Origin of the sequence: Treponema primitia (assembly GCF_046533075.1) — a bacterium.
Lineage (GTDB): Bacteria > Spirochaetota > Spirochaetia > Treponematales > Breznakiellaceae > Termitinema > Termitinema primitia_B.
In genome coordinates, this window is sequence record NZ_JAJQRB010000045.1 from 22,917 (window position 1) to 38,809 (window position 15,893).

General features: G+C 52.0%; 14 protein-coding genes. 12 read left to right on the plus strand and 2 right to left on the minus strand.

Annotated elements, in window-relative coordinates:
* The first annotated feature begins 15 nt into the window (after positions 1 to 15).
* The 4 genes from LQZ19_RS08115 to LQZ19_RS08130 all read left to right on the plus strand — a co-directional run bounded on the left by LQZ19_RS08115 (position 16) and on the right by LQZ19_RS08130 (position 4,982).
* Entirely contained in the window at positions 16 to 807 is a 792-nt protein-coding gene (locus LQZ19_RS08115; RefSeq protein ID WP_411047169.1) for a hypothetical protein, read from the plus strand.
* Between the two features lie 67 nt (positions 808 to 874).
* On the plus strand, positions 875 to 1,501 hold the full coding sequence (locus LQZ19_RS08120; protein WP_411047170.1) for a TP0733 family outer membrane beta-barrel protein: 627 nt from the start codon (positions 875 to 877) through the stop codon (positions 1,499 to 1,501).
* A gap of 16 nt (positions 1,502 to 1,517) precedes the next feature.
* Positions 1,518 to 2,720 (plus strand): hypothetical protein, encoded by a 1,203-nt coding sequence (locus LQZ19_RS08125; protein WP_411047171.1) that lies wholly within the window; start codon positions 1,518 to 1,520, stop codon positions 2,718 to 2,720.
* Positions 2,721 to 2,723: 3 nt separating this feature from the next.
* Entirely contained in the window at positions 2,724 to 4,982 is a 2,259-nt protein-coding gene (locus tag LQZ19_RS08130; RefSeq protein WP_411047172.1) for an AAA family ATPase, read from the plus strand.
* Between the two features lie 9 nt (positions 4,983 to 4,991).
* Here LQZ19_RS08130 and LQZ19_RS08135 read toward each other — a convergent pair whose 3' ends face one another.
* Together LQZ19_RS08135 and LQZ19_RS08140 are read right to left on the minus strand one after the other, a co-directional pair.
* Positions 4,992 to 7,196: a response regulator gene (locus LQZ19_RS08135; protein WP_411047173.1), complete on the minus strand. Its 2,205-nt coding sequence runs from the start codon at positions 7,194 to 7,196 to the stop codon at positions 4,992 to 4,994.
* Between the two features lie 9 nt (positions 7,197 to 7,205).
* A complete protein-coding gene (locus LQZ19_RS08140) occupies positions 7,206 to 8,366 on the minus strand; it encodes an FIST C-terminal domain-containing protein (protein ID WP_411047174.1) in 1,161 nt (386 codons plus the stop codon).
* Between the two features lie 216 nt (positions 8,367 to 8,582).
* Between LQZ19_RS08140 and LQZ19_RS08145 the strand changes: the two genes are divergently transcribed.
* The 8 genes from LQZ19_RS08145 (at position 8,583) to tsaE (ending at position 15,893) form a co-directional block, all read left to right on the plus strand.
* Positions 8,583 to 9,443: a flagellin N-terminal helical domain-containing protein gene (locus LQZ19_RS08145; protein ID WP_411047175.1), complete on the plus strand. Its 861-nt coding sequence runs from the start codon at positions 8,583 to 8,585 to the stop codon at positions 9,441 to 9,443.
* A gap of 317 nt (positions 9,444 to 9,760) precedes the next feature.
* Entirely contained in the window at positions 9,761 to 10,615 is an 855-nt protein-coding gene (locus LQZ19_RS08150) for a flagellin N-terminal helical domain-containing protein (RefSeq protein WP_411047176.1), read from the plus strand.
* Positions 10,616 to 10,787: 172 nt separating this feature from the next.
* Complete coding sequence (locus LQZ19_RS08155; RefSeq protein ID WP_411047177.1) at positions 10,788 to 11,159, plus strand: flagellar protein FlaG; 372 nt, start codon at positions 10,788 to 10,790, stop codon at positions 11,157 to 11,159.
* Between the two features lie 21 nt (positions 11,160 to 11,180).
* Complete coding sequence (fliD, locus tag LQZ19_RS08160; protein WP_411047178.1) at positions 11,181 to 13,220, plus strand: flagellar filament capping protein FliD; 2,040 nt, start codon at positions 11,181 to 11,183, stop codon at positions 13,218 to 13,220.
* Positions 13,221 to 13,225: 5 nt separating this feature from the next.
* Positions 13,226 to 14,059, plus strand: coding sequence for a hypothetical protein (locus tag LQZ19_RS08165; RefSeq protein WP_411047179.1), 834 nt, complete (start codon positions 13,226 to 13,228; stop codon positions 14,057 to 14,059).
* A gap of 12 nt (positions 14,060 to 14,071) precedes the next feature.
* Positions 14,072 to 15,178, plus strand: a complete 1,107-nt coding sequence (locus LQZ19_RS08170; RefSeq protein WP_411047180.1) for a flagellar brake protein — start codon at positions 14,072 to 14,074, stop codon at positions 15,176 to 15,178.
* Positions 15,179 to 15,214: 36 nt separating this feature from the next.
* Positions 15,215 to 15,478 carry a hypothetical protein gene (locus LQZ19_RS08175; protein WP_411047181.1) on the plus strand — a complete coding sequence of 88 codons (264 nt, stop codon included), beginning with the start codon at positions 15,215 to 15,217 and terminating at the stop codon, positions 15,476 to 15,478.
* Entirely contained in the window at positions 15,471 to 15,893 is a 423-nt protein-coding gene (gene tsaE, locus LQZ19_RS08180; RefSeq protein WP_411047345.1) for a tRNA (adenosine(37)-N6)-threonylcarbamoyltransferase complex ATPase subunit type 1 TsaE, read from the plus strand. Before LQZ19_RS08175 ends, tsaE begins: the two co-directional genes overlap by 8 nt.

Genomic DNA, 15,893 nt, shown 5'->3' on the forward strand with positions numbered 1-15,893 from the left:
TATCAGGAAGGTTTTATGAAGAAAGTAGTTGGGCTGTTGATAATACTTATTCTTGCCGGGACGGCCTTTTTTTTCGGCTGGGCACAGATGCCGGTTCCGCCCGGTTCCTACGGAGTGATACGATCAAAAACCCACGGCGTCGATACGGTCTTGATTCGGGAAGGGGAATTCCGTTGGATCTGGTATAAACTTATTCCAACCAATGCGGTTACCCTGGCTTTTACCCTGAACCCGGTTTCCAGAACCGTTTCTGCCAGTGGGAATCTGCCATCTGCGGGAACCTATGCGGCGGCGGCGGGGATTAACGCAGATTTTTCCTACGAGTTAGGGGCGCTTATTTCCTTTACCCTAAGGGCCGCTTCTCTGCCATCCCTGGTACGCGAAAAAGGGCTTGACAGCCAGAAGAGCCTGGAAGACTATGAAAATGAACTGGCTGAAAAACTCGATTTTTTTGTCCTGGAACGGCTTGAAACCTATGCCATGGACCTAAAATTTACCCAAGGCCCCGTAAAGACCGCCGCCGCAGCCCGGTTAGAGGCGGAAATACTCCAGGCTTTTCCGGATATAGATAACTTTTCCTGTACTATCCGGAACATCAAGCTGCCCGATCTTGCCCTCTACAATACGGCCCGGTCGATTTATGAGGAGTACCTTGATAAGCAGAAGGAATTCCTTAACACTGAAATGGCGGGTCAGGCGGAACGGAGCATTAATTCCCTTTTCCGTTTCGACGAACTGGAAAAGTATGGTGAGTTATTCACCAAATACCCGATATTACTCCAATATCTGGCTCTGCCCAAGCCTTGATGTTGTATTAATGATGATGATTTTAGTATAATATGTCCTATGCATATCTTGATTGAGAGGTTTATCCATGACCGCAACTAGGTTTAGAACTTTTTTCTTTTTGATACTCCTTGGGGTTTTGCTGTTTCCTTTGGCGGCTCAGGATTCGGAAGATGATGGCAGAGGTGTTGAACTCCCCATAGATTCGGATTGGCCGGACAGCCTCCCCGAGGTATATTCCCGGGGCGATAAGATTTTCGGTATTTCCGTGGGCGCCCTATTCCCCCTGTTTTTTGTCGGAGAATCGGGTATTCTGCCGAACAATGTAAACATAGGCGGCACGCTTGCCCTTTCCTTCAGTTACTTTTTTAACAGTCATTTGTTTTTGGGAGGGGAATTGGGAGGTATGTTTGCCTCAACAATAGGGGAAAATAATGTGTTTATCGTCCCCATGGGTCTGCGGGTAGGCTATCAGTTTATCCTGGGACGCTTTGAAGTGCCCATCTCCCTCATGGTTGGTTTTGCCCCTCAAATATATTTGGAGGAAGACTATTTTGGTTTTTTTGCAAAACCTTCTGTTTCCCTATTCTGGCGTTTTAATCCCGACTGGTCATTTGGGCTGAACACCGCATGGTGGTTGGTCCCCCAATGGGCGGCTAGGACTGTGTACGGTAATTTCGCAGAACTTACCATATCGGCACAGTATCATTTCTAATATTAGGATGAAAAAAATGTTTACATTGTATGATAAAATTAAACTTTTTATGCCCGCTGTTTTACTTCCCCTCCTGTTTATAGCAGCGGGCTGTGCCCAGGATTCCATCTTAGATGATATATCCCATGAAGTGGCGCCCACCAAGCCGTTAATTAAGGGGGGGCCTTCCAAAATGATCAAAGCGGCGGAAAAGCTCTATGTTGCCAATGGCAATATCTTTGAATACGATTTAGCCGGGAACGGACATTGGGAAAGATCCGCTTATGAACCCGGCGGAAATATCAAGGATTTGGCCGTTGCTTCCGGCTCTCTATATGCCCTATCTGTTTTTGGTACCGAGCTTGATTTCCGGGTATTTCAAAAAAGTGGTAACACCTGGACGCAGCTTGAGGTTGATTCAAGCGACACAAACGGCTACACCGTTGTGCAGAGTATATTCGGCGCCGGGGACCAGTTGTTTGCCGGGGCATCTAAGGGCACTAGCCGCGCGATTTTATACAAAAACGGGAACAAACTACTCTTTTTAACCGAAACAAAGGAGGACCCCGATGAGGCCCTCAACGGAGTCCTCACCGGAGCCGGCGTAATAGATAATGTCTACTATTTGGGAACCCTGGGAGATGGCATCTTAAAGGTAACGTTCGCGCCGCCGGCCGCCCCTGTTATTACGATGGCAACGCTTACCAATGGTCCCGCGAGTGCCATTCCCCAAAGGATTGCAGGATTTTTACAGCCCGATTCCAATCATATCATAGCTGCCAGCAGAAACGGTAATATTTTGTACGGTACTAAAGACGGTTTTACAATAACATCATTAGGGGGGACCTTTACCGGCGCCCTTACTTTGGCTTGGGCCTATGATTATACGGGCAGCTCGCCCGTACCTGGTACTAGTCAATTGCTCCTTATAGGCATAAATGGGGGAACCTCCTACGCCAACCACGGCTACAGAGAAGTGCTATTTGATATAAACTCCGGAGTTGTGGGAGGCCATAAAAATCCGGGAGGGGATGACCCTACCTCAATTGCAAAAAACGGGAACTATGGTTCTACCTTAGAGAGATATCCGGTCACTTCAATTTGCGCCTTAGAACATAGCATCAATAATGATCCGGATTCGGATCCTATCATGTTTGCCTCCACCCCAAAGGAAGGGCTCTATTCCTATCGCAACCGGTCTAGCGGAGGCTGGCAATGGAACCACGAAGAAAAAAATTAAGCAATGGCTGATCTCTTTACCGTCCAAGGTGCGGGAGCTTCCGAAGGTCCCTTAGCGGACCGTATGCGTCCCCGGACCCTGGACGATGTGGTGGGCCAGGATCATATCGTCGGTCCCGGCAGGCTGCTCCGCCGGGCCATACAGGCGGATCGCCTTTCCTCGGTAATTTTCTACGGACCCCCAGGTACGGGTAAAACCAGCCTGGCCCGGGTTATCGCTAATACAACCAGGGGCGACTTCGTAAGCCTCAACGCCGTCCTTGCGGGGATAAAGGATATACGGGAAGCCATAGACCGTTCCGATGAACGGCGGCGGCTCTACGGCAAGCGGACCATCCTCTTTGTGGACGAAGTGCACCGCTGGAACAAGGCCCAGCAGGATGCCCTGCTCCCCTGGGTAGAGAACGGTACGGTGATCCTGGTGGGGGCCACCACGGAAAACCCCTTCTTTGAAGTAAACCGGGCCCTGGTCAGCCGGAGCCGTATCTTCCAGCTAAAGCCCCTAACTGCAATAAATCTTCGGGAAGCTGCGGACCGGACCCTGGCGGATAAGGAACGGGGTTACGGCAAGTGGCGGGTGAGCTTTGAGGAGGGCGCCCTGGAACACCTGGTGGAGGTGGCCGGCGGGGATGCCCGGAGCCTCCTCAACGCCCTGGAGCTGGCGATTGAAACCTCCGTACCCTGGCCCCCAGCGGAAGGAACGGAAATCCTGGTTGGGTTTGAGGCTGCTGAGGAAAGCATACAGCGCCGGGCGGTTCTCTACGACCGGGATGGGGACTACCATTTCGACACCATCAGCGCCTTCATAAAGAGTGTCCGGGGCAGCGACCCCGATGCCGCCCTGTACTGGCTGGCCAAGATGGTCCGCGCCGGTGAGGACCCCTCGTTTATCTTCCGCCGCATGATCATCCTTGCCAGCGAAGACGTGGGCCTTGCGGACCTCGCTGCCATAAACGTGGTTATCTCCTGCGCCCAGGCCTTTGACCGTATCGGCTTCCCGGAGGGTAATTTCCCCCTGGCCCATGCCTGCCTGTACCTGGCAACGGCGCCTAAATCCAATACCACCCTGGCCTTCTTCGACGCCCTGGCGGAGGTAGACCGGGAGGACGCCGAGGTTCCCAGCCATCTCCGGGACGCGAGCCGGGACAAGGAGGGTTTTGGTCACGGGGAGGGCTATATTTATCCCCATGCATACCGGGACCACTGGGCTGCCCAGCAGTACCTTCCCACCCTGCTCCGGGGCAAAACCTTTTACAACCCCTCCCGCATCGGGTACGAAGGTAAAATCCGGGAGGAGGTGCTGAAAAAGCGGGAACTCCAGGTTGCGCTTATCATAGGCGACGCCCACGGCGATGCCGCCGACGGGGAATTCCTCTCCTGGTCCGCTTCCTCAAAGGGCCGGGAAGGCTGGTTCAAGCGGCTGGAATCCGGCCGAAGCGCCCTCCTCCTATCGGACCGGGACACTATCCTGGAGCAGTGTTCCATAGTCAGGCATCACCGCATCCTGATTGCCGCCGCCAACGACGGCCTCCTCCTCTGGGAATGCCTTCGCCGTGCCCCCGAGGGGCTGTCCGCTGCCTTAGTGGACAGCGATACCGCCCGGGAAGCGCTGCTCCGTTATGCCGCCGGGATCGATGAGCCTGAACAGCCTATAATTGCCGTACAAAAGAGCGGGGGCCCGCTCCTGCCTTCTCCGGAAGATGCGGATACCTGGTTTGATTGCCATAGCTTTGACCACATCCTTGCCCGGGAGCCCTGGCGGCGGGGATTTGGCGCCGCTCCCCAGGCGGCATTTACCGCCTTTGCGGAAGCTGCCCGCAATCTGCTGGCGGACAGCGGGGATCTGGTACTGCTCCAGTCTCCGCCGAAGCTTGGGGAGCGTATATCCCGAATCCTCGCCGATGAGGATAGTAAAACGGCGGAGTTGATCCGCCGGCTTGCGGAGGCGGAGGAAGCTTTTTTCGCCGCGACCGAAGGAGCCGGCCGCTGGACCTGGGACGCCGAAACCCTGGAACACAGTTTTACTGCGGCGGGGTTTCAAACTACCCTGACCGTATTGGACCAGGCTGAAGAACGGCTCCTTACCGAACGGGACATTTCCCTCTGGTTTGACCCGGAACGTTCAAGCTGGGGAAGCTTTATCCATAAAGCGCTTGGGGAAAAGGATTTCCAAGTCCTGTCCGCCATGCTCCGGGACCGGGCTAAACAGGGACCAATACTGTGGAAGTGGCGGAGTCTGCTGCTTAAAGGAATGGTTAAATAGACTGAGTAATTATACGGAGGGGAGTTCTTTTAAGGCATATTCCGGGCCGGTGTATTTTTTCAGGGCGGCCATTACCTGTTCCATATCCAGGGGCTTACCCACATGGTCATTCATCCCGGCGGCCTTGCATTTTTCCACGTCCTCCGCAAAGACATTGGCGGTCATGGCAATGATAGGTATTTCCCTGGCGCGGGGTATGTCCAGGGAGCGTATTCGGCGGGTCGCTTCATAGCCGTCCATTTCGGGCATGTGGACATCCATAAAGATAATGTCGTAGTTGTACGGATGGGTTTCGAATTCCTTGACCACCTCAATGCCATTTTCGGCGCAGTTTATCGTGAGGCCGTAGGGTTCCAGTATTGCTATTACGATTTCCCGGTTAATTTCCACATCCTCAGCCAGAAGAATACGCTTTCCTTCCAGGTGCAGGTCCTCGGACTTCTCCGTTTCTTCCACAGCGCCGCCGGTATCCGGGCTGAGGTATTGATTAAAACAGTCCACCAGGAGGGATGGGAAAAGAGGCTTGGGGATAAAACCGTTTACTCCCGCTGCCTTTGCCTCCTCTTCGATCTTAGCCCACTCTACCGCAGAAATCATAATTACTATTACCTGGTTGCCCACAACTTTTCTGATGGTCCTGGTTAATTCAGTACCGCTGATGCCGGGCATACGCCAGTCCACAAAAATCATATCATAATGCCGGCCTTCTTCGATAAGCCTGGTCGCCATCTGGCCATCCTCGGCGACGTCGCAATGGAAGCCAATCTTTCGGGCCATGGACAGGAAATACGCCCGCAGATCCTCGGAATCGTCCACCACCAATACATTGATCTTGCCGATTTCCAGGAGGCCCTTCTTTGCAGCCGGTTTCTTAGATTCCTTCCCCCGTTCAGCCTGGATATAAAACTTAAAGGCGGCGCCCTTACCGTATTCCGATTCCACCCAGATCCTGCCGTCCATCATTTCTACGATACGTTTTGAAATAGCCAGCCCTAATCCTGTCCCCCCAAACTTTCGGGAGATGCTGCTATCCGCCTGCACAAAGGAATTGAAAAGCTGTGACTTCTGTTCCTCCGTAACCCCAATCCCGGTATCGATAACCTCGATCTGGATGGTACAGATCCCGTCCTTTTCGTCTGTTTTATGGATGTTTAAGGTGATATTTCCCCTTTCGGGGGTGAATTTTATGGCGTTGGAGAGGAGGTTGGCAATAACCTGGGAGAGCCGCTGCTCGTCGGAGATGATAAATTCCGGAACATCATCATCGGTGTGGATAAAGAAATTTTGCGACTTCTCCTCAACCTTGAATTCCACCACATTGGTTACCCGGATAAGCAACTTTTCAAAGTCAAATTCGGTATAGGAAAGATCAAACTTATTCGCTTCGATCTTGGACATATCCAGAATATCGTTGATAACCCCCAGGAGATGGGCAGAGGCATTCTCGATCTTCCCTAAACAGTAATTCTTTTTTTCCAGCTCATTGGAGGATTTGGCGATATGGGTCATCCCTATGATGGCGTTCATGGGAGTACGGATCTCGTGGGACATATTGGCCAGGAAGTCCGACTTGGCGGAACTGGCCCGCTCCGCCGCTTCCTTGGCCTGGGCAAGATCCTCCACATCGTGAAGCATCAGCATGGCCCCCTCCACGGTGTCCGCCTCGGAAACCATGGGGGTAAAATGGATAACATAGCGCCGGGGCGAACCATCCGCCTTGATATCCACCCTTTCCTGGAGGGTCAGAGATTTCCGCTCCTCCATAGCGGTACGGAATATTTCAAAAAGCATGGCCCCCCAATCGGGGTTAGCAAACTTATCGAACACATCCCGGTAAGGACGGCCGTTGATATGCCCAAAATTTTCTATCCCCGCTTCCCGCAGAAAAGCATTGGTGCAGTACACAAAGCGGCTTTCCGCATTCAGAATGATGATCATATCCGGGCTGTTTTCCAGGAGCAGGTGCATATACTTTTCCTGCTTCATCTGCTCCAGGGTCCGCAGGGATTCTAAGTTAGTGGATGCCAGGGCAAGGCGCTTATTGCGGTCCAGTGTTTCCTGGAGCCTGCGGGCCTGCCGGGAAAGCCGGGCATTGTCCCCCGTAAGGTTCCGAATGTACTCAAGGATCTCCGGCGTTATGGTTTGACCCACACTAAGGGACAAAGATTCTACCGTGCGGGATTCAGGACTGTTTTGACTTCCAGAGCTATCCATTATGTTCCTCTAAAAAGTACAAATAACAAAGGTAAAATTATGTACGCGGTTTAAAAGCTTGCCATCCTCTGTAGATGATGGGCAAATTTCCCCGCCGGAATAACATATTTGATAGGGGTATTTTCCGCCTAAAACCCCCATTACCTTTTTCATTTCATCATCGCTGTTAGGGCCAAGCATGAAGTTCCTGGTCAGGCAGGGGTACAAAAGGAGACCGCTGATAGTTCCGTCCTCCAGGGCTTTTTTCACGGCGGTTTCGGCAGTTTCCAGAACCCCCTTATAGTCCATGGTTCCCAGGGCCACCGTGGCGCCCACAGGCGCTTCCCCGCCCAAAAGGGCGTAACCTTCCGGGCTTAAGCCGTAGATACCTCTACCAGCCGGCTTGGTACCGTCATTGTAGTTTACCATAATAGGAAACGAAGTGGGAGATTCAATGACCCGTTCCTTGGAAATCCCTATGGTTTCAAGGTAATCCAGGAAGGACATATCATTCACCTTTTTCAACAGACAGCCTTCGGATTCGGTAATAACGGCGGTTAATTTCTGGATCTTGTCATCCGCGATGGAGTTTACATGGAAGGCGGGCCGGATATTCCCCTTCACCAGGACCAGAGCCAGGGTGTTTTTAGAGGCTACACCATTATGGATAACCTTGCTTTCATGGAGATCCGAGGTTGAATCGCAAGAAATCGTGCCAAATACGGGTATGCCCCGGCCCAGTTTGTTTATTTCTTCCAAAATCGGGGCGGCCCCCACGGAACTCATCATGGGTGCGTAAGAAAGTATCAGCACCGGCTCCCCACCCAGGGAAGCCAAAGCCTGGTTGTAAGCCCCCGTAATGGCGGGCCGTATATCCCCCGGGTCCAGTTCCCCGGATATGGCGGCGGAAAAGCTTACATCGTCGCTGGTCAGCACCGAAAGGCTCAAAAGCTCCAGGCCGCACTTGTCCAGGGCCGCATTGCCCAGGGTGGTACAACCCACCACGTCGAAGGGCAGCTTTTTGCAGACCGCCTCCACCACCCCGGTTTCGATAAATTCATGGTAACAGGCTATGATACCCACGGAATTTTTAAGCAATTTGCCCGATAAATCAAGCTGTTCGAGGATTTCCGCTACCGCCAAATCTACATCGTCAATTTCCGTTGTAGAGGCACTTAACATTTTTATCATTTTTTTACCCGCTACCTGTAAAATATTCTACTATATCACAGCAGTTTACCCCAGAAAATTGACAAATACAAGCACGGATCAAAAAAAGCTAAAGTTTATGCCGTTTTCTACCGAAACTGGTAATGGCAAGGAGTCGTAAGACCTACTGGTCTTTTAAACAGTAAATTGCCAACCCAAAGCAAGGATGCATTGGGAGACATTATCAAGGAGGATGATATGATCATCAACCATAACCTATCCGCAATGTTTGCGGACAGGTCCCTCAAGGTTACCCAAAATAACCTTACCAAGTCCATGGAGAAGCTTTCTTCAGGACTTCGTGTCAACCGTGCGGGAGACGACGCTTCCGGACTTGCGGTATCGGAAAAGTTACGCAGCCAGATCCGGGGGCTCAACCAGGCTTCCGCAAACGCCGCAAACGGCATTTCCTTTATCCAGACCAGCGAAGGATATCTCCAGGAGACCCAGGACATTATCCAGCGTATGCGGGAACTGGCGGTACAGGCTTCCAACGGTGTTTACACCGACGAAGACCGTATGCAGATCCAGGTAGAAGTTTCCCAGCTCATCGACGAAATCGACCGGGTTGCCAGCCATGCCCAGTTCAACGGCATGAACATGCTCACCGGCCGTTTCGCCCATCAGGTTGGGGACAACGTGGTCACCGCCTCTATGTGGTTCCATATCGGCGCCAACATGGATCAGCGGGAGCAGGTGTTTATCGGCACCATGACCTCCTTCGGACTTGGGCTCCGCAATGTCGGAAACGGCGATTTCATGGACATGCAGTCCCCGGAAGAGTCCAACCGGGCTATCGGGACCCTGGACGCTGCTATCAAGATTATCAATAAGCAGCGGGCGGACCTGGGCGCCTACCAGAACAGGCTGGAACACGCCATTGTCGGCCTGGACATCGGAGCGGAGAATATGCAGGCTTCGGAATCCCGGATCAGGGATACCGATATGGCTAGCCAGATGGTGAGCTATATGCGGGATCAGATCCTGTCCCAGTCCGGAACGGCCATGCTGGCTCAGGCGAACCAGCGGACCACCTCGGTCTTGCAACTTCTCCAATAACGCGTTACAGTTATAATTGAAAGGGGTGTTCTATCTTAGGATAGGATGCCCCAACCCGGGAGAATTCCGAAGGAATTCTCCCAAGAGAATTAAAAAGTACAACTTTTTAATTCTCAATGTTCTTTGACAAAAAAACCCTCGTTGGCGTGTGCGCACGGCGGTACGGATCGTTTATAACGGGTGTAACCCGGGATAACCGTTTCGTTCCGTTCAAAGAAGTTTCGGGAGGAATGGCGCGAACCTCCTTCCGGAACGGCTTATCGTGCGGTTCGAGTATGGCAAAGGAAAGCCGTACTTACCAACGCAAGGAGGGTTATATGATTATTAATCACAATATGAGCGCCATGTTTGCCAATCGCACACTTGGGGTTACGCAGGCTGATGTACAAAGGAGCATTGAAAGGCTCAGTTCAGGCCAGCGTATTAACCGGGCGGGTGATGATGCTTCCGGGCTCGCGGTCTCCGAGAAAATGCGGGGCCAGATCCGGGGTTTGAACCAGGCTGAGCGCAATATACAGAACGGTGTGTCCTTTATCCAGGTTACCGAAGGTTATCTTCAGGAAAGCCAGGATATCCTGCACCGTCTGCGGGAGCTGTCCGTACAGTCCGCCAACGGTATCTATACCGATGAGGATCGTATGCAGATTCAGGTTGAGGTTTCCCAGTTGGTCGATGAAATCAACCGTGTAGCGAGCCATGCTCAATACAACGGGATGAACATCCTCACCGGGTCCTTTGCCCAGAATTCATCCGTTAATCGGGTTATGCAGCTCCAGGTCGGGGCCAATATGGATCAGAACGAACAGATCTTTATCGGTACCATGACCGCTCAGGCGCTTGGTTTACAGAACACCCAGGGCGAAGATGGGAATATTTCCATCGTCTCCCCTGAGGAAGCTAATCAGGCTATCGGCTCAATCGATTCTGCATTGAAGTTAATCTCCAAGCAGCGAGCTGATCTTGGCGCGTATCAGAACCGGTTTGAAATGGCCGCGGAAGGAATCGCTGTTGCAGCGGAAAACCTCCAGGCCTCCGAATCCCGGGTGCGGGATGCGGATATGGCGACCGAAATGGTTGCCTTTACCAAGGATTCGATACTGTCCCAGGCGGGGAATGCTATGTTGGCCCAGGCCAATGTACAGACCCAGTCGGTGTTACAGCTTTTGGGCTAATAGGCCACTCGTAACAAGAGACTTCTGGACGTCGTCTTTTGAAACGTGCAATCCTTGATTGCTGCAATCCCAGATTGCTTGGACGGAGAAGTCGCGCCCTTCTCCGCCCTTTTTTGAAAGCCACGATCTTCATTTTTAATGAGGGTTATGTATGTTTTTGGGAGGTACCTATATGGGTACTGTATTAGCCGCTCGGGGTGTAATTCCCCAGCAGGAACTCCCGCAGATTCGTGCGTCTAAAGCCGCTTCGGCAGCCCATGCCGCTGCAATAGAAAAATTTGAATCAACCATGCCGGGAAATCAGAGTCCAGCGGAACAAGTTTCCCTGGATATAGGAGCTACCGTTGCGGACCTTGAACGGGTCACGCTGGCCTTAAATCGAAGGCTTAAATTCGAAGTAGATCACGAGTCCCACGAGGTAATCGTCAAGGTCATTGATGGCGAAACCGATAAGGTAATTAAGATACTTCCACCGGAAGAACTGCAGCGACTGCATGATAACATCAAGGAAACCATCGGTTTCTTATTCGACGAAAAAGTGTAGGGTTACCAAAGCAAGCGGAGTATGTCCGATATTTATGTTCCCGGAGTAAAAAGCCGGTTTAATACCGATAAACTCATTGATGACCTGATGAAGGTCGAGCGCGTTCCCAGGGACCGCGTGGAAAGACGTGTCGAGACACTCCAAACAGAAAAGACCTATTGGCAGGAGATGGGCCGGCGCATGGGTACCCTGCGGGATAGCGCCCGGCTCCTTTTTTCTTTTCAAAACCCCTTTAATGAACGGATAGTTGTTTCAGAGGACGATTCGGTAATTAGCGCCAACGCCACCCGGGAAGCAACGGAGCAGTCCCACCGCTTTACGGTGAAGCAGGTTGCCGCAGCGGACCGGTTCATATCCTCCCCCCTTGATGAAAATTACCGGGTACCTAACGGAACGTACAATTTTTCCGTGGGGGAAGACCAGATCTCCTTTGCATTCCGCGGGGGCAGCCTTCGGGAATTTACCGAGGCCCTGAACAGGCGGGGCAAGGAAAAAATACAGGCCAGCCTTATCCAGGTTGAGCCGGGAACCAGATCCCTGCTGTTAGAATCCCTGGTAACAGGGGAAAAGAACCGCCTGGGCTTTTATGAAGATGCGGAAGCCCTGGCCATAAGCGTGGGCATGGCGGAACGGGTAAACGATACCCGGGTCGATTTTACCCTGAGTAATGCCACGGTGCAGCCGGGGCGTAATTCGGATCCCAAGCTCATATCCCTTGAAAACAATATCCTCAGTGTCAATGCGGGGGGCAGGGCGCTTATAAGCCCCGGTGTGGCTATTCGTTCCTCCCCGGAGCTGGTTGTAAGCTTTGAAGTCTCCACGGTGGTGCAAAAGAATGGCGCCGTAATCATACCCCAGCCGCCTACGGGCCCGGAGCTTCCCCCTACGGGGTCGGCGAGCTATGGGGATATAACCATAGAAAACGACCTTTCCTCAGCGCCCCTCCCCCCCTGGACTCCTCCGCCAATCCCGCCCAGGGTTGATGACTTTGGGGTTTTAACCTTTAACTATTCCGACGGAACCACCACCATTTTGCCGCCCATTTCGGATTCTGAAAATTTTAAGTCCTACCAATACCGGCTTCAGGATATAGCCGGGGATAGAACCATCATCTCCATGGAACTGGTAAATCACAATACCCACCGGGATGTATCTATCAAAAATGTCCGGATCTACGATCCTCTGGCGACCGGGGGAGGCTTCAAGGCCCATAACCCCGTTTCCCTTGCATCGGATGCGGTTATCGCCATGGACGGCATCGAGATAAAACGGCCCAGTAATAATATTGATGATCTTATTCCCGGGGTCACCATTACCCCCAGGAATGTCTCCGACAGACCGGTGAGTCTTGGGGTTCAGCCCGACCGGGAAGGGATAAAGGACAGCATTATCTCCCTGGTGGGGAATTATAACCGCCTTATGGCGGAGGTGAATATTTTAACCCGGAACGACGATCGGATAATTCAGGAACTGAGTTACCTCACCACGGAGGAGCAGGAGAATTACCGGAAGCGGCTGGGAATCTTCTCCGGAGATTCAACCCTGAGCCAGTTTAAAAATACCCTCCAAAGGGCTGCCACGACGCCCTACCCTACTTCGGATGCGCCCTTACTGCTTTCTCAGATCGGCGTGGGTACCGACGTGCGGCGTTCCGGCGCTTCCTCGGGTTACGATGCTTCCCGGCTGCGGGGTTACCTTGAGATTGATGAAAAAATTCTGGACGCCGCCCTGGAAACACGGATTCCCCAGATACGGCAGCTCTTCGGTTTTGACAGTGACGGGGATCTGCTGGTGGATACCGGGTTGGCATATACCATAGACAACCTTTCCAAACCCTACGTGGAGACCGGGGGGATTATCAGCCTTAAGACAAGCTCTATCGATTCCCGGGTAGACCAGGATCAGCGGCGGATGGAAACCCTGGACCGGCAGCTTGCCAGCAAGGAATCCTCCCTCAGGATACAGTATGGTCAGATGGAAGGGGCTTTTACCCGCATGGAACGGATGTCCACTTCCCTGGATCAGTTTAGCCAGCAGTCAAACAACAATAATGGCAGGTAAGGTACATGGAAATTACGATTGACGGGAAACCCGCCGATATTGTCCTTGAAAAAGAAAAAACCATTGGGGAACTCCTCGGAGGCATCGGTGATTGGCTTGCCGGGTCGGGGTATTCCCTGAGCGGACTAAGCATAAACGGTGGTCTTATTAACGCCGCTTCTATAAACGATGTATTTGACCGGCCCCTGGAGGGTATAAAAGTCCTGGATATCCGGACCACCGGTCTCCCCCTGCTTATGGCGGAAGCCCTGGTGGATATTCAGCACGATATTACCGCCTACGGAAACGCCTCCTTTGAGGATCAACGCCGTATACAGCGGGAATGGGAAGAAAGCCCTGTGGCAAGCTTCCTGGCGGAACGGATCCCGGACATTTTTGACCACATAAGCCGCAGCTTCCGGGGAGAAGGCCTGGCCGCCTCTTCCCTTGCGGCGCTGGTGGATGAACGGCTCCGGGAACTACGGGACCCCCGGCTGGAACTCAGCGGCCTGGAGGGGCTGGTGGAGGCCACGGCGAAACGGCTTGAGGATCTGCCCCTGGATATTCAAACCGGGAAGGATAGCCGGGCGGCGGAAACGGTACAACTTTTTTCTAATATTGCCGAAAAACTTTTTAGGCTCTTCTCTTTACTAAGACTGGAAGGTATAATTACCGATACTATAATAATCGATACTGTGCCTTTTAGCGCATTTATCGACGATTTTAGCGCCGCCTTGAAGGAATTGCTGGCGGCCTACGAAGTAAAAGATGCGGTTTTAGTGGGGGATCTGGCGGAATATGAACTGGCACCGCGGTTGCGGACCTTTTATTCGGCTATAAAAACCCCAACCGCCGCATAGGAGGTACCGGATATGGTTATCCGGGGGCTTTTAGGGTTCTATCTTCTCCAAGATGGCATAGTTTATTTTAAATCCTCAGGTGAAGATAACCCCTGGACAGCTCCGATTATAGGGGTGCTCCTTGGGGGACTTTTTCTCTTTTTACTCATCAACGGCCTTGTCAGAAACCGAAAAGGCGCCGGAGCGCCGCGCCGGTTCAGCGTCTTCGCCATACGGAGAATAGCCAATTCCTACGGGCTGGATAAGTCCCAGAGAAAGGTACTGGAGGATGTTTTTAGAAACGATGCGGTAACGGATCCCCTTGCGGTGATACAGAGTACTCCCCTTCTGGATAAGCATTTTAAGAGAGCGTACCAGCGTATTGAAAACAGCGCGGATGATGAAGCGGTGGTTCAGCAGCGGATAGCCCTTCTCTTTTCCACCAGAAATTCCATTGAGGCTACACAAAATACCACCGGCACCGCCACATCAACCCGTCAGATACCGGCGAATATGGCGGCCATGCTTGCGGTGGGCAGAGAAACCTACCAGGTTAGGGTACTCAATGCCAAGGGAGATTCGATCCTGGTTGATAGTCCAAAAAATACCCTAGGCACCCCGGTAAAATTCCCCAACGGCTCCAGGGTTTCGCTTTCATTCTTTACCAAGTCAAGTAAGGGTTATGCTTTTGATAGTAAAATACTCGGTGTCTCGGAAACCCCCAAGGGCTCGGCCTTAAAGCTCGCCCATGCTGCCAGGGTTAAGCCCCTGGTTCAGCGCAAGTTCCGGCGGAGGCAAGCCTCTACTAGCTGCAATTTTTCCCTGGTTATCGTAACGGAAACGAAGGTACGCCGGAAGATAGTGAAAAAGATGTCCCTGGATAAACACCGCTATTCCGGCACCATTATGGATATTTCCATAGGAGGGTGTTCTGTCAGAAGCTCCGCAAATATACAGCCTGGCTCCAGGGTTAAAATAGATTTTGCCTACGGCGATTCCCCATCCCTGGCTGCATTGGGACAGGTTCTCAGGATTAACCGGGGAGGTATGTACGCAACAATCCATATAAAATTTATTAAAATGCCCCGTCGAACCCAGAATTCTATTAACGCAATGGTGTTTGAATACAGTGATTACTGACAAGATTTAATTGGATTAAAACAAAGAGAGGGTGGGATGAAGATTAAACAAATCAAAGATATTGTAAGAAAAGATGTCCCCATATATTACCGGCGCTTGTTCACCGGGATCCTTGAACTTGATCTTATGGGAAAAAATATTGATAGGAATATCGATTTTACCATTGAAACCTTGCCCACCGGACTGAATCAGGTTTCTGTTACCATTGCCGAACCGGTTGATTATCCCCTGGTTCCGCTGATGCGGGAATTAAAACAGTTTATAGCCGATTTGGACGATAACGGGGGCCTTCCTGGTTAGGTTTGTTTCTTCTTCTCCGGCAGAAACCATATCCATAGGGGAAAAGATCGCCCGGGGCCTTAAAAAGGGCAGTATTGTAGCCCTAAGAGGTGGTTTGGGCGCCGGGAAGACCTGCCTTACCAAGGGTATTGCCCGGGGTCTTGGCATTTTAGAAGAGGTAACCAGCCCCACCTATACCATTATCTCAGAATACCGCGCAGCCAATGCCCTACCCTTCTATCATATTGACGCGTATCGCCTCAAGGGAGATGATGATTTTGAAGCCCTGGGGGGTAATGAATGTATCGACGGTGAGGGGATTTCCGTTATTGAATGGAGTGAACGTCTCCCCCTGTCAATTCCCCGGTCAGCGATTATTATTGAGATTGGCTTGCTTGACCAAGACCGGCGCAGCATTGATCTGGAGGAACCTTGA